The organism is Enterococcus sp. DIV1726a (assembly GCF_051710985.1).
In the GTDB taxonomy this organism is placed as follows: Bacteria; Bacillota; Bacilli; order Lactobacillales; family Enterococcaceae; genus Enterococcus_B; species Enterococcus_B hirae.
Window position 1 is genome coordinate 719,563 of record NZ_JBIOLS010000001.1, and the last position, 19,105, is coordinate 738,667.

18 protein-coding genes, 1 tRNA gene and 1 other annotated feature are annotated in these 19,105 nt (G+C 36.4%); of the genes, 17 read left to right on the forward strand and 2 right to left on the reverse strand.

Going from position 1 to position 19,105, the window contains the following annotated elements; all coding sequences use genetic code 11:
• Positions 1–22: 22 nt before the first annotated feature.
• The 6 genes from dltC to IGJ27_RS03305 all read left to right on the forward strand — a co-directional run bounded on the left by dltC (position 23) and on the right by IGJ27_RS03305 (position 5,469).
• Positions 23–256, forward strand: coding sequence for a D-alanine--poly(phosphoribitol) ligase subunit DltC (gene dltC, locus IGJ27_RS03280; RefSeq protein WP_010719820.1), 234 nt, complete (start codon positions 23–25; stop codon positions 254–256).
• A 2-nt stretch (positions 257–258) separates the two neighbouring features.
• The gene (dltD, locus tag IGJ27_RS03285) at positions 259–1,530 is read left to right on the forward strand and encodes a D-alanyl-lipoteichoic acid biosynthesis protein DltD (protein ID WP_178306114.1); all 1,272 of its coding nucleotides are present in this window, start codon (positions 259–261) and stop codon (positions 1,528–1,530) included.
• A 238-nt stretch (positions 1,531–1,768) separates the two neighbouring features.
• Positions 1,769–2,851 (forward strand): M42 family metallopeptidase, encoded by a 1,083-nt coding sequence (locus IGJ27_RS03290; protein WP_010719818.1) that lies wholly within the window; start codon positions 1,769–1,771, stop codon positions 2,849–2,851.
• Entirely contained in the window at positions 2,851–3,648 is a 798-nt protein-coding gene (locus IGJ27_RS03295; RefSeq protein ID WP_010719817.1) for a DUF975 family protein, read from the forward strand. Before IGJ27_RS03290 ends, IGJ27_RS03295 begins: the two co-directional genes overlap by 1 nt.
• A gap of 65 nt (positions 3,649–3,713) precedes the next feature.
• Positions 3,714–4,454: an MBL fold metallo-hydrolase gene (locus IGJ27_RS03300; RefSeq protein WP_010719816.1), complete on the forward strand. Its 741-nt coding sequence runs from the start codon at positions 3,714–3,716 to the stop codon at positions 4,452–4,454.
• A gap of 10 nt (positions 4,455–4,464) precedes the next feature.
• A complete protein-coding gene (locus IGJ27_RS03305; RefSeq protein ID WP_178306113.1) occupies positions 4,465–5,469 on the forward strand; it encodes a lipoate--protein ligase in 1,005 nt (334 codons plus the stop codon).
• Positions 5,470–5,614: 145 nt separating this feature from the next.
• Here IGJ27_RS03305 and IGJ27_RS03310 read toward each other — a convergent pair whose 3' ends face one another.
• Positions 5,615–7,465, reverse strand: a complete 1,851-nt coding sequence (locus IGJ27_RS03310) for a GHKL domain-containing protein (RefSeq protein WP_161651886.1) — start codon at positions 7,463–7,465, stop codon at positions 5,615–5,617.
• 217 nt (positions 7,466–7,682) lie between these two features.
• Between IGJ27_RS03310 and IGJ27_RS03315 the strand changes: the two genes are divergently transcribed.
• From IGJ27_RS03315 to IGJ27_RS03335, 5 genes are all read left to right on the forward strand, one after another.
• Positions 7,683–8,222 carry a signal peptidase I gene (locus tag IGJ27_RS03315; protein ID WP_010719813.1) on the forward strand — a complete coding sequence of 180 codons (540 nt, stop codon included), beginning with the start codon at positions 7,683–7,685 and terminating at the stop codon, positions 8,220–8,222.
• Positions 8,223–8,292: 70 nt separating this feature from the next.
• A complete protein-coding gene (locus IGJ27_RS03320) occupies positions 8,293–8,979 on the forward strand; it encodes an O-methyltransferase (RefSeq protein ID WP_034698785.1) in 687 nt (228 codons plus the stop codon).
• Positions 8,980–9,138: 159 nt separating this feature from the next.
• Positions 9,139–9,212 (forward strand) — tRNA-Arg (locus IGJ27_RS03325).
• A gap of 384 nt (positions 9,213–9,596) precedes the next feature.
• The gene (locus tag IGJ27_RS03330) at positions 9,597–9,956 is read left to right on the forward strand and encodes a DUF1304 domain-containing protein (RefSeq protein ID WP_178306112.1); all 360 of its coding nucleotides are present in this window, start codon (positions 9,597–9,599) and stop codon (positions 9,954–9,956) included.
• Positions 9,957–10,088: 132 nt separating this feature from the next.
• A complete protein-coding gene (locus IGJ27_RS03335; RefSeq protein ID WP_034698791.1) occupies positions 10,089–11,708 on the forward strand; it encodes a SulP family inorganic anion transporter in 1,620 nt (539 codons plus the stop codon).
• Positions 11,709–11,853: 145 nt separating this feature from the next.
• On the opposite strand, the gene IGJ27_RS03340 is transcribed toward IGJ27_RS03335, so the two are convergent.
• On the reverse strand, positions 11,854–12,507 hold the full coding sequence (locus tag IGJ27_RS03340; protein WP_010719809.1) for a uracil-DNA glycosylase: 654 nt from the start codon (positions 12,505–12,507) through the stop codon (positions 11,854–11,856).
• Between the two features lie 141 nt (positions 12,508–12,648).
• Positions 12,649–12,724 (forward strand) — a sequence feature (ribosomal protein L21 leader region).
• Positions 12,725–12,743: 19 nt separating this feature from the next.
• Here IGJ27_RS03340 and rplU point away from each other — a divergent pair.
• From rplU to IGJ27_RS03370, 6 genes are all read left to right on the forward strand, one after another.
• On the forward strand, positions 12,744–13,052 hold the full coding sequence (gene rplU / locus IGJ27_RS03345) for a 50S ribosomal protein L21 (protein ID WP_010719808.1): 309 nt from the start codon (positions 12,744–12,746) through the stop codon (positions 13,050–13,052).
• A gap of 28 nt (positions 13,053–13,080) precedes the next feature.
• Positions 13,081–13,425 (forward strand): ribosomal-processing cysteine protease Prp, encoded by a 345-nt coding sequence (locus IGJ27_RS03350; RefSeq protein ID WP_010719807.1) that lies wholly within the window; start codon positions 13,081–13,083, stop codon positions 13,423–13,425.
• 12 nt (positions 13,426–13,437) lie between these two features.
• Positions 13,438–13,731, forward strand: coding sequence for a 50S ribosomal protein L27 (rpmA, locus tag IGJ27_RS03355; protein WP_010719806.1), 294 nt, complete (start codon positions 13,438–13,440; stop codon positions 13,729–13,731).
• 307 nt (positions 13,732–14,038) lie between these two features.
• Positions 14,039–15,148, forward strand: a complete 1,110-nt coding sequence (locus IGJ27_RS03360; protein WP_063626741.1) for an acyltransferase family protein — start codon at positions 14,039–14,041, stop codon at positions 15,146–15,148.
• 441 nt (positions 15,149–15,589) lie between these two features.
• The gene (locus tag IGJ27_RS03365; protein WP_178306111.1) at positions 15,590–18,415 is read left to right on the forward strand and encodes a sigma 54-interacting transcriptional regulator; all 2,826 of its coding nucleotides are present in this window, start codon (positions 15,590–15,592) and stop codon (positions 18,413–18,415) included.
• A gap of 194 nt (positions 18,416–18,609) precedes the next feature.
• Positions 18,610–19,101 carry a mannose/fructose/sorbose PTS transporter subunit IIB gene (locus IGJ27_RS03370; RefSeq protein WP_010719803.1) on the forward strand — a complete coding sequence of 164 codons (492 nt, stop codon included), beginning with the start codon at positions 18,610–18,612 and terminating at the stop codon, positions 19,099–19,101.
• Positions 19,102–19,105 lie beyond the last annotated feature (4 nt).

A 19,105-nucleotide genomic window follows, 5' to 3' on the forward strand; every position in this document is an offset into this window, starting at 1 on the left:
TTATTTAAGGAGAGATTATATTATGGAAGAACAAATTTTAACTATTTTAGAAGACATTACAGGAACAGATGAAATAAGAGAAAATCGAGAGCTTGATTTGTTTGGTGAAGGATTGCTAGATTCACTTGCTTCTGTTCAATTATTAGTCGAATTAGATGGACAATTAGATGTTCAAGTCCCTGTTTCTGAATTTGATCGTGAACAGTGGGGCACACCGAATAAAATCATTGCACAAGTACAAGAATTGAAGGGATGAGAATGAAAAAGAAATTATTTGCTATTTTCGGTCCAATCCTTTTAGCCTTTGGATTGATAGCAGTTTTTTTCACTTCTTCGTATCGTGTGGATCTAACCGACCCAACAATCATAAAAAAAGCTTCTACATCCATGTCCGAAAATGTGTTAAAAGGAGATATCATCAAAAACGAAGCCTTAGCTGAAAAAAAATATGTTCCTTTTTTTGGTTCAAGTGAACTCAGTCGGATCAGTCCGTTTCACCCATCCGTCTTGGCGGAGAAATACCATCGTGATTATCGTCCCTTCTTATTAGGGGCACCTGGGACACAATCATTAAGTCAGTATATGATGATGCGCTCTGCAGGAGATGATTTGAAAAATAAGAAAATCGTTTTTATCATTTCTCCACAATGGTTTGTCAAAGATGGCGTAAAAAAAGATTATTTTGATACGTATTATTCACAGTTACAAACCCTTGACTGGCTGTTCTCATTGAAAAAAATCACTCCTGCTGACCGTTATTTAGCTAGAAGACTTTTACATTTTTCTATCGTTAAAAAAGATGAAAAATTGACGGAAATGTTACAAATGATCAAAAAAGGTCAACTTCCTTCTGTCGAAAAACGAAATCAATTGCGCTTGAACTGGAATATTTTAAAAAGAGAAGATGAAATGTTCAGCAATATTGGTCTGAAAAGTAAACAAGACAAAATTGATCAGGCAATGAAGCCGTTGCCTGCTAATTATCAAGAAAAAGTTCTGGCAAACCTAGCGGAAAATATTGGGAGAAAAAGTACAAGTGACAATTCTTTTGAGTTAAAAAATGATTTTTATAAAGAGCGCATTCGTCACCACTTAAAAGAGCTGAAAAATTCTCAAAAAAATTGGGATTATCGTTTTTCACCTGAATTTTCAGATTTTCAATTAGTCCTACAGCAATTAGCCCAGGAACAGGCAGAAGCATTATTCATCATTCCACCTGTGAATCAAAAATGGAGTGATTATACTGGGTTATCTCAAGAAATGCTTCAAGGATTTGCAAAGAAAATCAAATTTCAATTGCAGAGTCAAGGCTTTGATCGGATCGCAGATTTTACAAAAATGGCTGATCAACCTTATTTTATGGAAGACACCATTCATTTAGGTTGGAAAGGGTGGCTAGCAGCAGATCAACGGATTAGACCGTTTTTAGAAAACCAACAACAACCAAGTCACTATCAATTGGATCCATCATTTTATAGTAAAGACTGGCAAAAACATTCACCAAATGATTTAAAAGAAAACCAACAGTAATGGAGTTTCGAACACGAAGTGCATAAAAGAAACGCTCGTTTACTGCTGTCAGTCCATTTAAGAGAAAATAGCGATTGCTATCGTATGCATTATGCAAAAAAGCCAGGATTATTGAAAGTTATTCGGTAAACTTTCGAGGAATCCTGGCTTTTTTCTAACTGAAAAAATCGTTCTGCTGAAAAGCACACCTAATAAATGGTATAATCTAGCTATCAATACGAGAAATGAGGGAGACGTTTTGGATAAAAAAGAAGAACAGTTATTGATTGATCTGACTTCAGCCAAAGGAGTACCAGGCAATGAAGAAGAAGTGAGACAAGTCTATAAAAAGTATGCAAAAGACTTTGCGGAAGATATTTTTTATGATGGTTTAGGTAGTATTATCGCCAAACATGGTTCTGGTGGTGGACCTAAGATTTTTATTTCCGGTCATATGGATGAAGTGGGATTTATGGTGACTAAGATCACTGATAAAGGTTTTTTGGAATTTCAAACATTAGGTGGTTGGTGGGGACAAGTGATGTTAGCCCAACAAGTGGAAATCAAAACACAAGCTGGGAAAGTGATCCATGGCGTGATTGGTTCGAAACCGCCACATGTTTTAACCCCACAAGTAAGAAATAAACCGTATGATATCAAGGATATGTTTATTGATATTGGAGCGACAAGCGATAAAGAAGCAAAAGAATGGGGTATTCGCCCTGGCGATATGGTAACCCCATATATTGAGTATAAACGGTTGAATGGCGGTAAATTTTTACTAGCTAAGGCATGGGACAATCGCATCGGTACAGCTGTTTCATTACGAGTTCTTGAGAATTTAGCAAAAGAAGGACATCCCAATGTTTTATTCGCAGGGAGCGATGTGCAAGAAGAAGTTGGCCTTAGAGGGGCACGCACAAGTACACACTTAGTGAATCCAGATATCGCCTTTGCTTTAGATACAGGAACAGCTGGAGATACACCGGGGATGACGCCAAAAGAAGCGGATTCGATTTTGGGTAAAGGTCCACAAATCTTGATTTTTGATGCTTCAATGATTCCACATAAAAAACTGTTGAATTTTGTGATTGATGTGGCGGAAGAAATGGATATACCATTCCAATACACCGTCATTACTGGTGGTGGGACAGACGCAGGACAGATGCATTTGACAAGAGATGGGGTACCGTCTGTGGCGATTACTGTTCCGGTGCGGTATTTGCATTCACATACTTCAGTGATCCATGAAGATGATTATTTGAATACTGTGAAATTAGTGACGGAATTAGTGAAGCGATTAGACCACAAAACAGTTGAAAAGATTAGGAGTTATGATTAATGGAAACAAAGTTATCACTTTCAGATTATCGCAAAAAAGCTCGAGCTAGCCTTGCGCAACAATGGGGAATCAATGCTTGGCTAGTCTTTCTTTCGATGTTTGTTGCGGGTTTGATCCAAATGTTTTTTGAGGGATTTTTTTTCGTAGATAGCACGCAACAACAAATAGTTAGCTTTTTACTAGAGAATTTCCTTCTATTTGCTTTTTCATATGCCTTATATTACATTGCGCTGGTAGTCGTTCGCGGCGGCAGAGCAAAAAGTAATTTATTGTTTGCCGTCTTTCAAAAAAAATATTTTGGACCTATTTTAGTGATTAATTTGATCAATGTTGTGATCAATTGGATCATTAATGCCCTTGTTTTATTACCAGGTTTTTTGATTGGTGGTGTCAATACTTATACACAATTACTATTTAATTCAAACACAATTTCAACAGATGTGTTATCAGGGAATGCTTTGGACATTAGTTACGTTTTGACCACCTTGCTCATGACCTTTGTTTCTCTTTTGTTGATGAGTATTGTGGGCGGATTGTTTCAATTTGCGGCTTGGACTAAATTTGATTACCCAGAACTTTCAATCATCCAGTGTTTGCAATACGCGTGGTATTTATTAAAAGATCGTTTAGGTACTTATATCCTATTACAACTTTCATTTATCGGGTGGTACCTTGTTGGAGCCCTAGCCTTGTTCTTTGGTTTATTGTGGGTTATCGCCTATGTCAATGTGACTATTGCAGGTTTTTACGAGCAAGCAAGACTTGAAAAAGAACCCCCAGCTACTTATTTTTCATAAAACATGAGAGAGGTTTCACAGAAAAAAAAGGATTCTATTACATTGATTCTGAAAGGAGAACGATCATGAAATTAACTGTATTAGGTTGCTTAGGCGCCTATCCATATAAAAATCAAGGAACGACTAGCTATTTATTGCAGTCAGCTGGCTTTAATCTACTGATCGATGCTGGTAGCGCCACCTTGATAAAATTACAAGAGCATCTTGAACCGTTAGAACTTGATGCGGTTATCTTGAGCCATTACCATCATGATCACATCGCTGATCTAGGTGTATTGCAATATTATTGGCAACTACATCCTGAAAAAGAACCAGGAGCTATCTTGCCAATCTATGGTCATACTAAAGATACTTTTCATTTTGATGAGTTAACAATGCCGAACGTGTCAGAAGGACGTGGCTATTTTGAGGCAGAAGAATTGAAAGTAGGTCCTTTTTTAATCACGTTTATGGAAACCATCCATCCAGTGGTGTGCTATGCCATGCGAATCGTCGAAGAAGCGACTGGCAAAGTCTTTGTTTTTACAGGTGATTCCGGCTATTTGGAAAGTTTTGTAGAATTTGCTGAAAATGCAGACTTATTTCTAGCAGATACTTATCTGTTTGCTGGTAATGAACGACACAAAGCGCACTTTACGTCAAAAGAAGCGGGGGAACTTGCGAAAGCAGCAAAAGTCAAAAAGCTAGTATTGACCCATTTACCTCAATTTGGGGATCTTACACAATTACAGAACGAAGCGCAACAAGCTGCGGGTGATACAGTAGAAGTAGCACTAGCAAAAGTCGATAAAGTATTTGATATCTAGGAGGAAGACAATGATTTTTGTACCGAATGACAAGCATGATCCACGTATCAATCTAGCAATTGAACAATTTTTACTCCAAGAAATGCCTGTTGATGAACCGATTTTATTGTTTTATATCAATGAACCATCTATCATTATTGGGCGTAATCAAAACACGATCGAAGAAATCAATCGAGATTACGTTGAACAACAGGGCATCCATGTCGTTCGTCGTTTAAGTGGCGGTGGAGCCGTCTATCACGACTTTGGAAATTTAAACTTTAGTTTTATCATGCCTGATGATGGCGATTCTTTCCGTGATTTTGCTAAAGTTACTAAGCCAATTATTCAAGCTCTTCACGAATTAGGGGTATCTGGAGCAGAGTTAAAAGGCCGAAATGATTTAGTGATTGATGGTATGAAATTCTCTGGTAATGCAATGTATGCAACGAATGGTCGAATGTTTGCCCATGGAACTATCATGTTTGATTCTGACATCAATGAAGTGGTCAATGCGTTAAAAGTAAAAAAAGATAAAATCGAGTCCAAAGGGATCAAATCGATTCGTTCTCGTGTGACCAATATCAAACCATTTTTACCTAAAGAAAAACAAGAGATGTTGACAGAAGAATTTCGTGATGAAATTCTATTAAAAATATTCGGAGTAGCAACGCTGGCAGAGGTTAATACGTATCAGCTAACAGGCAAAGACTGGATCAAAATCAACGAAATCTCTGATCGCTATTATCGTAATTGGGATTGGAATTATGGGAAATCACCTGATTTTAACTTTTCGAGACAAAAGCGGTATCCGATTGGTTCGATCGAAGTCCATCTGAATGTGTCACATGGTTTGATTGATGATGTGAAAATATTTGGTGACTTCTTTGGGTTAGGAGAGATAAAGGACGTCGAAGAAAAACTGATTGGACAAAGATATGATAAATCAGTTTTAAGTGATGTAGTAAAAACGATTGATATCAAAAAGTATTTTGGTGCAATCGAAGCTGAAGATTTTCTTGCTCTTTTATATTGATCGAATGTTAGTCATTAGTCAAAAACAGGGAACACCAATGATTGGTGTTCCCTGTTTTTTATCTTTTTTTGAGAAAGAGAACGAATAGTATTTTGTCCGCTCAAACCTTCATTCAATAAATCAATTTTCCAATCTGCCAAAGACATTATATGCTTTTCTTGGGATTTGTTTTAGTCAATTGGATGATTAAACGATCTACCTGACTATCTTTTTCCTGAGTCAACGTTCCTGCATAACGTTCCGCCACATCTTGGATTATTTTTAAATCAAACTGTTCTTGTTCAGCAAAGTTTTCTGTAATTCCTTGTGAAAAGAGATTTGTTTCATAGTTTGCGCTATGTTCACAACGAATCAATAGTTGATTTTCTTTTTCCTGCATCGATAAATAAATTTTTCGATGCATTGGATCTTCAATGGCATGTGTTTCTCTAAAAGAATGTTCTAAGACATGAATCAGTATTTGGGTCAAGTCATCATCATTGACGGTCAATACTTCTGGTAGTTCGGCTTGAAACTTCACTTTGATATTTCGCTTTGATGCAATTTCTTGATAACGAGCTAAAATAAGATTAGTGAGTTGGTGAGAGGAGTAAGAGAAAATAAATTCAAAATTTCGAGCATTAGTTAAGATAGTTTGCACATAATTTTGTACTTCATCGGTTTCTTCTTCCTTGACCAAGTGTTCTAAGTTTTCCATAGTTTGGATAAACTCAGTTCTTAATGTACTGATTTCTTGAATGTGATCACGTAGCTGATCATAATGCTGTTCAAGTAAATCCGATTTTGTTTTCAAGAAATTAACAGTTCGCTGATGCTTATCAAAGCTGATGATGTACTCGATAATATTATAACAAATGATAATAATCAGAATAATCATAAATAGAATAGTAGACCAATTAATATTTGCATTATAAATACCTAATGATGGTTGGATATAAAGCATACAATGGAAAATGGCAATCAGCACAATCCACGGTGTACAAGCAATGAAAAAACGATTATTCCGATAGGCTTCCCCAACACAGACAAGCGAAGTAACTAATGTACTGATTACACTAACCGCATTAACAATGGGCATTAGTTCAGTTAATTCTCCTACTGTCATCAATGAATAAATAAGGACACCTATTTGGATGGAGACTTGTAGAAAACAAAAGAGACCATATATTTTTTGATAATGTTTCATTCGGGATAAATAATACAATACCAGAAATACTGAAGTTAAAATAGTAAATGTATCAGATAAAATCGAATGGACGATTGGTTCAAAAAGGATGCCGCTTAATATATCTTCAGAGATTGATTCAAACCCTAAGACTAACGCAAAACAACTGAGAATGATCAGTGAAATATCTAGTATCTTCTTTTTGTAAAGCTTAAAAATGGCGTACACCAATATCCCAATTCCTAAAAAGATGGCAATGATCATGGTAACTACTTGGGGAACAGATTGGGAAAAAATAAAGCTGATGATTGGTCCCGTATTTCCAACATAAACTTTTGGTGGAATACCCGAATAGTTTTCATATGGTGAAGTAACTTCGATTTTTAAGTGTTCACCAGCATAGTGTGTAGGCAGATCAATAACTGCCAAAGATAAACCAGGATGAAGTTGGTCTTGTTCATTTGTTCGATCATATAAAAGTTGATCATTTAAATAAACTTTTATCCATTGGTTGTTTCCCCGAATCACTAAGTTCGAATCATCCATCTCTTCTTTTAATATAGTTTCCATCACAAAAGTTTCATTTCTTTCAACTGTTGGAAGGTAACTAATATAATGACTATCAAAACGAAAATCAGGTTCATTTTTTAAGTAAAATTCCCATGAATTTTTTATTTCTTTGACCTTTCCACTATCAGAAGGAGTAAAAATATAATAAAAGAAATATACTGTTATCATTAAAAATAACGTTGATAATAGAATAGTGAAAAACCATTTTATCTTTAATGAGTTCGCTTTTTTAAAATATTCAATGTTATTAAAAAAGTTCATAATGTGTCCTTTCTAAAAGTAACATTTTTTTTAGGGTAAACGTTTTTTGTTTTCTAGTCAATCATAAACCTGCATAAAGTTAGATAACCAGAGTTATTTTTTAGATTTTTTTTAAAATTCTTTCAATTCGTTGTAGAAGAAATAGAGTTAAAATTGATAAAATTAAATCGTTATTATATGATGGGAAATAAGAAATGAGTAAAGGGAGTGGAAACTAGTGCCATTTTATAAAAAAATAACCTATATTAGTTCAATTACACTGATTGTTATTTTAGCGATCATTTTGAGCATTATTTTACTTCCTAAAATAGCTGGTCTATCAACCCATATTATTGAAGATCGTGGTATGAGTCCTTACTATAGCCAAGGAAGTTTGATCTATGTACGTCCGAAGAAACCAGAAGAATTGTTGGTTGGTGACGTGATTACGTACTATGAAAACTCAGGAGAGCAAATAACCACCCGACGAGTGATCGCAGTGGAAAAAGACCATCAAGACTTTTATACTAAAGCAGATAGTTCCACGCAGACCGAATCTGGTGTAGTGGGGAGAAGATACATCATTGGAACGCCCATTTTTCAGATTCCCTATATTGGCATTCTTTTATCAAAATCAGCATTTACTTGGATGCGCTGGCTATTTTTTACTATCGCCTTTTGTTTGACAGGTATTACAGCTTGGAATATGCTAGATGAATTTGAAAAAAAGAAAAGTTTCAATCGGTTTTTTACTCATAGCCAACGAAAAGGAAAGTGAGTGTAAACTTGTTTGCAACTTGTGGATTTGTCAGGTTCTTCGTATAATAATTTGGAAGAGGAGGCAGATTATGCGTAATGAAATGATGCATCGTCCGGTAGTAAAAGAAGAGTTAGTTGATTTTATGCGGACAAAACAGAAAAAACTGTCTGGAGAGCTTGGTTTGATTGAAGAAGAAGCCCATTTAGCGGAAGTACCGATCATTCCCCATGAAACAGTCGTATTCATGCAGTTTTTATTAGGGCAATTAAAACCAAAGAATGTTTTAGAAATTGGTGCAGCTATTGGTTTTTCTTCTAGTTTGATGGCTCAATTAATCAGTGAAAAAGGTCACGTCACGACGATCGATCGTTTTGATGTTATGATCAAAAAGGCCAAGGCAACTTATGAAAGACTTGGCTTAACCGAAAAAGTTACTTTACTAGAAGGACAAGCGGCTGATATTTTACCAGAACTAACTGGGCCTTATGATTTTATTTTTATGGACAGTGCCAAATCGAAATATATTGAGTTTTTACCAGAATGTTTACGTCTGCTAAAAAAAGGTGGCGTATTGATGGTTGATGATATTTTTCAAGGCGGAACGATTTTATTGCCTGATGAAGAGATTCCTAGAGGCAAACGTGCCATTCATCGTAAATTAAATGAATTTTTACAGGTCGTCATGACCCATCCAGACTTGACTTCCACATTAGTGCCGCTAGGTGATGGTGTGATCTTGATAACTAAAGAAAAAGAGCAAATTCATCTACCTTAAGAGTATTTACCTTGTTACGACAAAAAGCTTGCTTTTTGTCGGACACTAGGTAAAAGAGGAACGCTTTCTATTGAGCAATCTTTTTTATTGATAAAATAACTATTTCATATTGACAGAACCAAAATGATTCTATATAATTATTTTTGTTCCGAAAAAGCTGTCATAGTAGCTCAGCTGGATAGAGCATCCGCCTTCTAAGCGGACGGTCGGGGGTTCGAATCCCTCCTGTGACGTAAAAAAAAACCAAAACCGGTAGAAATGAAAGTTTCTACCGGTTTTTCTTTGTTCTGGTAGTTGGACCAAATGGGTACGTAGCAAGTATTCTTATGATACGCAGTCTAATCAGGTAGGACCTAGGTATGTGTTAAAAAAGAATATATTGGATGTTTTTCTAAGTAAAAGGAGTAGGTAAAATTTTTACTCTACAAATTCATACATTCGTGTATTTTAACTTCGTTTAAGCAGAAATCAGTCCATCCTCTATAGGTGGATGATGTTTGATATCAGGGGATCCAAGGCTTTTTTAATCGCTACAAGTGTGTTTGTTTTTTTATTTTTGAACGGTTCGGCTATACTTATTCTAAGCCGATAAGCAGAAATGAATAGGGGGAGAAAATATGTCGATTATTTCACAAATTATCATTACATTAGTTGCAATTGAATTTTTTTATATCATGTATTTAGAAACCTTTGCTACAACTTCTAAAGCAACTGGCAGAGTATTTAAAATGAGTCAAAAAGAATTAAGTAATTCGTCGGTACAAACGTTATTTAAAAATCAAGGTGTTTATAATGGATTGTTAGGTATTGGTTTATTGTATGCCGCTTATATTTCGTCTGCACCAAAAGAAATGGCAAGTTTGTTATTGATTTATATTGTATTGGTCGCAGCTTACGGTAGTATCACTAGTGACAAACTAATTATTTTGAAACAAGGTGGTCTGGCAATCATTGGATTACTGACTCTTTTGATTTGAGTTAATCTTATTTTATAAAAATTTTCATGAAAACGCCTATAACTTTGTGAAAAAGCTGACATGAGTTAGAAAAATATGCTATTCTAGTAGTTGCGTGTTTCATAAAATTTTTATAAAAAAGGAGTCTCTAGGTTGTTCAAAAAGTATATTTTTTTACTAAATGAAGAATTTGACGGATATGATCGTCAAAAATTCCAAAAAGATTTATTAGCTGGTATTACTGTAGCTGCAGTAGCTTTACCTTTAGCGTTGGCGTTTGGCGTGTCCAGTGGTGCAAATGCTGCGGCAGGATTAATTACAGCGGTTATTGCAGGACTTATTATTGGTGGCTTGTCAGGTGGTTTTTATCAAATTTCAGGACCAACAGGCGCAATGGCTGCGATCTTGATGTCGATTGCAGCTACTCAAGGGATGTCTGGGGTGTTACTGGCGACATTTTTAGCAGGACTATTATTGCTAGTGGCAGGCATTTTTAGATTAGGAACATTGACCTCTTTTATTCCAGCTCCAGTGATTACTGGATTTACTTCGGGAATTGCTATTATCATTGCCTTGGGTCAAGTGGATAACTTGTTTGGTGTCCATTCAGAAGGTGCAAATGTGATTGAGAAGTTTCTCAGCTATCAGACCTTTGGCTTTTCGATAAATTTTTCCTCCTTTATTATGGGATTATTAGTGATCATCGGAATGATTATCTACCCCAAAAAATGGGCTCAAACTATACCAAGTTCTTTGATGGCAATTATTCTTGCAACGGTTGCGATGTTCTTGTTTCACTTGCCGATAGCAACCGTGGGAAAAATTCCACAGACGTTGATCAGTAGCGATCGCTTAACGTTTGCAGCCTTTCATCTTGATTCTTTAAAAGAAGTGATGGTGCCAGCGATTAGCATTGCCTTGCTTGGCATGGTGGAAAGTTTGCTCTGTGGTGCTTCTGCGGGACGAATGGCAAACAAACCATTGGACAGCAACCAAGAACTTGTTGCGCAAGGAATCGGAAATCTAGTTTTACCATTTTTTGGAGGCATTCCAGCGACAGCTGCGATTGCCCGAACAAGTGTGGCAATTAAATCAGGGGCACAGACTCGTTTAGCTGGTATCATTCATGCTTTGGTTTTGTTTTTATCTATGATTATTTTTGCACCAATTATGTCAAACATTCCTATGCCAGCTTTGGCTGGAGTGTTGATTGTTACTGCTTGGCGCATGAATGAATGGGAAACGATCAACGTCTTGTTCACTAAGAGATATTGGTCTGGCATCTTATTATTTTTGATTACTATGGGATGTACCGTGATTTTTGACTTAAGTATTGCGATCGTCATCGGCATTATCGGTGGCTGTATTTTCTTTGTGATCAAAAGTGCGGCAATCACGATTTCGGTTGAAACAATCGATTGGGAACGAATGGATTTGCCAGAAACGAAAAAATTAGATAATTGGACAGTTGTCTATATTAGCGGACCACTCTTTTTTATGTCTGCTGAAAAATTAAAAAATACATTAGCTGATTTAAATCAAAAAGAGGGGATCATTTTTTCTATGCGTGGTGTTCCAAGTATTGATTTAACTGCCCGGGCTGTTTTTGATGAGTTTCAAGAAAAAGCTGAAATGCGAGAACAAACGATTATTTACACCTCGCTACAACCAGAAGTAGAAAAACAACTACAGCATTTATGGCAAAAAGCTGGCTTTGAGCAACACCAAACAGTAGCGCACGCACTCTCAGCGCTGCATGAACAATATACGTAATCAGTCATGAACAGGAGAAATGTTTTTGAGAAGCAGGGCAAACAAAGTGTTTTTTGCAGTGTTAAATTAAAATAAGCTATAAAAATTCAAAAATCCCGAAACAGCTTTTTTCTGTTTCGGGATTTTTTACCTATGGAAGCTGTGGCTATTGATTGCTAGGATCTTTCTCGAGATAGTTTGCTAAGGTAAGCCAGTCTTTGCGGATCACGTCAGCCAATGTTCGATTGTAAAAAATAGCTGCAGGATGGAAAAGCGGGAGGATCTGGTAGCTTTTATCACTCCACTCGTAAGCATCTTTTTGTTGATTCAGTTTTAAAATAGGCCCAGTATAAAGCTGACCATGATTTTTAGAAATCGTATAAGCAGAACCTAATAACCGTTGCAAACCGATATTGCCTAATGTAGCAATCAAATGGGGCTCGACATGTTCGATTTCATAATCTAGGATCGGCGCATGAGCGAATACTTCCGCTTTCGTTGGTGTCCGATTCGGATAAACAGTTTCTGCTTGCTGAGTTCGTTTATTGAGTCGTTGGACTGTCCGATAAGGTCGACTTCTGACTGCACTAGTAATATAAACATCTTCTCTTGTCAAACCAGCTAGAGCAAGAGTTTGCATTAGTTCTTTGCCTGCTTGTCCGCTAAAAGGAATATGATTATCGATTTCTGTTTTGCCAGGAGCTTCACCTACCAGCATGAGTTTTGGGTGGAGTGGGCCTTGACCAGCAACGAAACCTTCTACCGCACGACCTTGCATACGAATCGTTGCTTCTTGAACCAATTCATCAGGATAGATCATTCGTTTACCTCCTTCGTCTTCACTAACATTATAATGAGCAAAAGTGAAAATTGCGATTGATTGACTTAAGAAAAGTTCTAGAATCTAGAGTTGACGAATGCGCTAGTTTCTGGTAATCTAGTACTGTTGTAATTGTGGACTCCACAGCTACAACCGCACAGAACGAGTTTGTAAGTACAGGTAACTGTCACTCTGGATGGCGAGTCTAAGTCTATTATAAGGAGGTGCTTTATAGCATGTACGCAATTATTAAAACTGGTGGTAAACAAGTAAAAGTTGAAGTTGGACAAGCAATCTACGTTGAAAAACTTGACGTTGAAGCAGGTGAAAAAGTTGTTTTTGACGAAGTTATCTTAGTAGGTGGCGAAACTACAAAAGTAGGCGCTCCAATTATTTCTGGTGCAACTGTTGAAGGTACTGTTGAAAAACACGGCAAACAAAAGAAAGTCGTTACTTTCAAATACAAACCTAAAAAACATTCACACCGTAAACAAGGTCACCGTCAACCATACACAAAAGTGGTTATCGACGCGATCAACGCTTAATTAGCGCTTGAGAAAGAAGGCCTGAATAATGATCAAAGGAACATTTAAACGTAATGACGCTGGTCAAATCGTTTCATTTACTTTGACAGGGCATGCTGATGCTGGTCCTTATGGGAGTGATATCGTCTGTGCAGGAGTTTCTGCATTAGCGATCAGTACTGTCAATGGGATTGCCTCATTAGCTGGTTTTGAACCGATTGTCGAAATGAATGAAGAAGAGGGCGGTTATTTATATACCGAAGTCACTTCAGGATTGACACAAGAGCAAAACAATATTGCCGAGATTCTATTAGAAAATCTCTTGTTGGGATTACAATCGATAGAAGCTGAAAATTCAGAATATATCCAAATTAAAACAATTAATGATAAATAGGAGGTGCAGACCATGTTGTTATCAATGAATCTACAATTCTTTGCCCACAAAAAAGGTGGCGGTTCTACATCTAACGGACGCGACTCAGAATCAAAACGTCTAGGTGCTAAACGCGCTGACGGACAAACAGTTACAGGTGGATCAATTCTTTACCGTCAACGCGGTACAAAAATTTATCCAGGTGTGAACGTGGGTATTGGTGGAGACGACACTTTATTTGCTAAAGTTGACGGAGTAGTACGTTTCGAACGTAAAGGCCGCGACAAAAAACAAGTGTCTGTTTATCCAGTAGCTCAAGAAGCTTAATGAACAGTTTGCTCTATCCCTTATTACGTAAAGGATAGAGCTTTTTTTATGACTTTTAATGAAAACGGTTGACAAAAAAGGTGCTTAAACATAAAAATCAATACCATTCTTTACTTTTTTATTCAAAATCCTGTGCTTATCATTAGTTAAAATGGAAATTACATATTAAAAAAACAAACGTCATTCTAAATGATCGGTTTGAAAAAAATAAAAAACGTTTCTCGTTTGAAGTATAACAATATATGAGTGGAAAAAATCACTACTATTTGTGAATGTTGTATTGTATACTGGGATTTAAAAAGGAGTGATGAATGAAAAAATGAATTTAAATAACGTTTCAAAGCGTTTGTATAAATGGGACAATTTAAAGGCTTTATTAATTTTCCTGGTTGTAGTAGGTCATTTAATTGATCGGGCGAATCAAAAGAGCGACTTGTTAATGAAAATTAACTATTGGATATATATGTTTCATATGCCAGCATTCATCTTTGTTTCTGGTCTATTCAGCAAGAATACAATTCGTAACAAGGATTTCCGTAAAAGTTTTAGATATCTCAAATGGTTTTTCATTTTAAAAATTATATTTTTGATTAGCACTTTTCTCTCTTCAGGTTCTTTAAGCTTTTCCTTTTTAACAGAAAGCGGACTGCCGTGGTATTGTTTTGCTATTTTTGCTTTTCAATTAATCAGCATGGTTATTGATGGATATGACAAATACTGGGTGCTAGGCATAGCTGTTGTAATTGGTTGTTTGGCAGGATATGATGCAAATTTGGGAGATTTTCTATGTTCTTCAAGAATCTTAACTTTCTTTCCATTTTTTTATGCTGGATACTTAATTGATTATCAAAAAATGTCAAATTATCTAAACAATTTTAAGATCAAGTTGTGCGCGTTGTTCCTTTTGTCAGGAAGTTTTTTTGTCGTTTATTTTAAGTTATATGGCACCTCGCTGACGATGGGATTTTTGACCGGTAGAAATGCTTATGCGAATGTAAGCGAATTAGTAGGTCTTTATGGTGGTTTTTTCCGATTTATTTACTATATTGCAGTCTTCCTTATAATCAGTAGTTTGGTTGCTTTGATAAGTAATAAACGACTGTTTATTACGAGTTTTGGAGAATTATCCTTGATCATATATATGTTGCATATACCTATCGTCAGAATAGTGAATGATAAACTTCATTTGGATTTGTTTATTAAAAGTTTTGGTGTACCGCAGAGTATTACGATTCTAATAGTAACTATATGTATTTTCTTTTTGTGCAGAATGGAGTGGGTTCATAAACCGTTAAACAAAATTCTCTATTTTAATGTTCCTGAAAAAACAGATAATTTGGTAAAAGGAAATGGGTATTTTAAAAGCTTTTTTTATGACCGTACTTTGACCATACTTGATAGTAAAAATGAAGAATAATTAGATGGTATGATGAGCGTATTATTATAGAAGACAAGTGTTTAGGTTATACGATCGGAGTTAATAAAAGTTCACTAGAAAATATTGAATTGGAAGTGATTGTTTATCCGAGCACTCAATAAACAGAATAAATTGAATAAACAATGAACTAAACTCAATGAAAAAAGTTCTCTCTTGTTGATTAAGAGGAGAGCTTTTTTGTCTGTGTTTCATTACAATAGATAAAATGGTTTATCGGCGCAAGCACTTCGATCCGATCATTTTAAAGAAAAGCTTTAAGTTGAAGGGGACGTTTTTGGATAATTCTAATGAGGCAAAGAGTAGCTGATCCAGTCAATACTTCTTTTAATAAGAGATATTTACTGTAAATAGTTGACGAAATGGAATTAAATTTATAGTATTATGTTTTGAAGCCAGTTAATGAAAAAGGGGCGAAACCAAATGGCGAAGCGCATTGATCGAATTTATACGTATGTCAAAGAAAAAACGGCTCATCTAAAACCGATTGAATATGATCAGGGGGTCACAACGAAAGAGATAGCTGAGGTTTTAGGAATCCAACGGACCAATAGTAGTAAAGATTTGAATCAGTTGGTACGTGAAGGAAAATTGTTGAAAACCGATGGACGACCTGTACGTTACATATATCAAAAAAATGTTGCCTATGAACAACCGACCGCCAAACATGTCATAAGCTATAAAGAAGAAAGAGTACCAGTAGAAAAAGCAAGGATTCAGATTGATACGAAAGATATTTTTGCTAAGATCATTGGCGCAAATGGGAGTATGAAAAACTCGGTTGAGCAAGCGAAAGCCGCCATTTTATATCCGCCGAGAGGTCTGAATTGTTTGATCACTGGACCAACTGGATCGGGGAAAACCTACTTTGCACATGCGATGTTTCATTTTGCCAAAGCCAATCACGTCATTAGTGAAGACAACGAGTTGATCGTCTTTAACTGTGCCGACTACGCTAATAACCCGGAATTATTGATGAGTCACTTGTTTGGATATGTCAAAGGTGCTTTTACTGGAGCAGAAGAGGAAAAAACCGGAATCATTGACCAAGCAGATGGAGGAATGTTGTTCCTAGATGAAATTCACCGGTTACCACCTGAAGGGCAAGAAATGATCTTTTACTTCATGGATCATGGTACCTATAGTCGATTAGGAGAAACAACAAAATCTCATGAAGCAAATGTTCGGATCGTGGGTGCAACAACTGAGGATCCTGGTTCTTCTCTATTAGAGACCTTTGTTCGAAGAATACCGATCAATATCAAGTTGCCATCTTTTGAAAAACGCCCTGCAAATGAAAAAATCGACCTGGTTAAAATTATGATCGCCCATGAAGCCAACCGTATCCAGCGGCAAATTTCGCTAACTGAAGATGTTGTTAAAGCGTTGATCGGTAGTGTAACCTATGGGAACATCGGTCAGTTAAAATCGAATATCCAATTGATTTGCGCTCGTGGTTTTTTAAATCATATCAATTCTCCTGAAATCTCGATTACGATCGATGATTTGACGGAAGGGATTAGAAGTGGATTGATCCAATTAGCAAGTAATCGAGTAGCGATGTCCGAACTATCGAAGCTATTGGAGCCCAAAATTACGGTGTATCCTAACGACACAATCATGAAGATTCAATCTGATTCTTATGAACTACCCTATAACCTTTATGACATTATTGGGGACAAAGCAGCACTATTAAAGTCTGACGGATTAGATCAAGAAGCCATCAATCATTTTATTTCAACGGATATCAACATCCATTTGAAATCTTTTTACAAGGATCATGGATTCTCGTTCAATGCCGATAACAAACTAGCTGAGTTTGTTGATCCTAAAATCATCGAAGTCACCAATCAAATATATATAATGGTAAAAAATGCCTTGCCATATGAGTTTCAGCAAAATTTTATCTACGCAATGAGTCTGCATATCAGTTCTTTTTTAAAAAGAATCAATATCGGTGAAGAGCGCCATACGAATGATAATATACGTGAAATGGCAATTGATTTTCCAGTGGAATATGAAGTAGCGAAAGAAGTTAGAAAGTATATTGAGGAGTATTTCCAAGTAACGATTCCAGATAGCGAAGATTACTATCTCACTGTCTTGCTTGTGTCGCTAAGAGCAAATCAAGCAAGCGGTCGTATTGGGGTAGTCGTGGCAGCACATGGTAATAGTACAGCAAGCAGCATGGTTCAAGTGGTCCAACAATTATTAGATGCAGACAATGTACGATCGGTCGATATGCCATTGGATATGGATCCTAAAACGGCGCTTAGTCGGATCGAACGAATGGTGCAAGAGGTGGATGAAGGCAGTGGAACGATCTTATTAGTGGATATGGGTTCGCTTGCTTCATTTAATTCTCAGATTCAGCGAGATACAGGAATTCCTGTGCGGACAGTTGACATGGTGACGACCTCTTTGGTATTAGAGACGGTTCGCAAAGTTTCTGTGTTAGGTACGGATTTAGATATGTTATACGATTCCTTGAAAAATTTCCGTGGTTATGCAGAAATTTCGATGGAAAAAACACCTGAACCGACCGCACTCAGAAAAAAAGCCATCTTAGCTATTTGTGCATCTGGTGAAGGAACCGCACAACGAATCAAAGAATTGATCGAACGTTCTGTAAGTAAACGGCAAGATGTCGAGTTGACTGTTTTGGCACTCTCTGTTTTAGAATTGGAAAAAGAATTGCCTAAATTAATCGAAAATTACCAAGTCATTGCGACTACTGGAATTACAGATCCGCAGATTGCTGCGCCATTTATTCCATTGGAGCGGTTTATCGATCAAAATATCGAGTTGATTTTAGATCAATTATTACTTGAGGCAGAATTAGATGAAACAGAAGAAGTGCCATTGAGTGAAGAAACTGCAAAACAGACTTGTGTGAAATTTATTGAACAAAATTTTACATTTATCAATGGAACCAAATTGATTGATCCTTTATGGAATTTTAGTGATCAAGTGTCTGAGAAGCTATCGATTGAGAATCATGGATATAGTTTTAAAATCAATTTAGTTTTACACACAGTGGGGATGATTGAACGGATTTTATTAAACGAGCCATTGAATGTTGAATCAGACGAACTGGAAAAAGCGATGGAAGATCCATTGTTTTCGTCTATCCAACAATTGTTATCCCCGTTGGAAAAGACCATCAGATTTGAAACACCTTCATCTGAAGTTTATTATTCATTAAAGCTGATTCGTAATGAATTGGCAAAAAATGAATACACTAAATGAAAAATACACAAAAAAGATACACTGTTATTAGTGTATCTTTTTGTGTATTGCTTCGAAACGCCTTAAAACCCTTTAGTGTATTGATAAAAAGTTGGCACGGTTCTTGCTTTTATATAAATGTGCCAATAGATGGTTATACACACAGAAAATGAGAGGGGTTTCTGTGAAGTAGTTTAACAAAAGGAGATTTGCTGATGGATATTCGGTTAGCGCGTATAGATGATCGTTTGATCCATGGACAAGTTGCAACGGTCTGGTCAAAATTGACCGGCGTGGAACGCATCATTGTTATTAGTGATTTAGTAGCCCAAGATAAATTGAGAAAGTTTCTTTTAAAAGAAGCTGCTCCACCAGGGATCATCGCAAATGTGATCACGGTGAAAAAAATGATTCAAGTTTATCAAAGCGGTTTACTAGCAACGACGAAAGTGATGCTTTTATTCACTAATCCTCAAGACGTTGAGAAAATTGTCTTAAGTGGTGTACAGCTGGATTCATTGAATATCGGTGGGATGAGTTTTTCTGAGGGGAAGACGATGATTACAAATTTTGTGTCAGTCGACCATAAAGATATTGCATCGTTCCAATTCTTGAATCAGCAAGGTGTAGAATTAGAAATTCGCAAAGTACCCGCAGATAGAAAGATCCTTTTGATGGAATTACTAGCAAAAGCCAAAAAGGCATAATATT

Coding starts and splice junctions, on each gene's coding strand:
- dltC (WP_010719820.1), top strand. CDS start 23: ATGGAAGAACAAATTTTAACTATTTTAGAAGACATTACAGGAACAGAT.
- dltD (WP_178306114.1), top strand. CDS start 259: ATGAAAAAGAAATTATTTGCTATTTTCGGTCCAATCCTTTTAGCCTTT.
- IGJ27_RS03295 (WP_010719817.1), top strand. CDS start 2,851: ATGGAAACAAAGTTATCACTTTCAGATTATCGCAAAAAAGCTCGAGCT.
- IGJ27_RS03300 (WP_010719816.1), top strand. CDS start 3,714: ATGAAATTAACTGTATTAGGTTGCTTAGGCGCCTATCCATATAAAAAT.
- IGJ27_RS03305 (WP_178306113.1), top strand. CDS start 4,465: ATGATTTTTGTACCGAATGACAAGCATGATCCACGTATCAATCTAGCA.
- IGJ27_RS03310 (WP_161651886.1), bottom strand. CDS start 7,465: ATGAACTTTTTTAATAACATTGAATATTTTAAAAAAGCGAACTCATTA.
- IGJ27_RS03320 (WP_034698785.1), top strand. CDS start 8,293: ATGCGTAATGAAATGATGCATCGTCCGGTAGTAAAAGAAGAGTTAGTT.
- IGJ27_RS03330 (WP_178306112.1), top strand. CDS start 9,597: ATGTCGATTATTTCACAAATTATCATTACATTAGTTGCAATTGAATTT.
- IGJ27_RS03340 (WP_010719809.1), bottom strand. CDS start 12,507: ATGATCTATCCTGATGAATTGGTTCAAGAAGCAACGATTCGTATGCAA.
- rplU (WP_010719808.1), top strand. CDS start 12,744: ATGTACGCAATTATTAAAACTGGTGGTAAACAAGTAAAAGTTGAAGTT.
- IGJ27_RS03350 (WP_010719807.1), top strand. CDS start 13,081: ATGATCAAAGGAACATTTAAACGTAATGACGCTGGTCAAATCGTTTCA.
- rpmA (WP_010719806.1), top strand. CDS start 13,438: ATGTTGTTATCAATGAATCTACAATTCTTTGCCCACAAAAAAGGTGGC.
- IGJ27_RS03360 (WP_063626741.1), top strand. CDS start 14,039: ATGAATGAAAAAATGAATTTAAATAACGTTTCAAAGCGTTTGTATAAA.
- IGJ27_RS03365 (WP_178306111.1), top strand. CDS start 15,590: ATGGCGAAGCGCATTGATCGAATTTATACGTATGTCAAAGAAAAAACG.
- IGJ27_RS03370 (WP_010719803.1), top strand. CDS start 18,610: ATGGATATTCGGTTAGCGCGTATAGATGATCGTTTGATCCATGGACAA.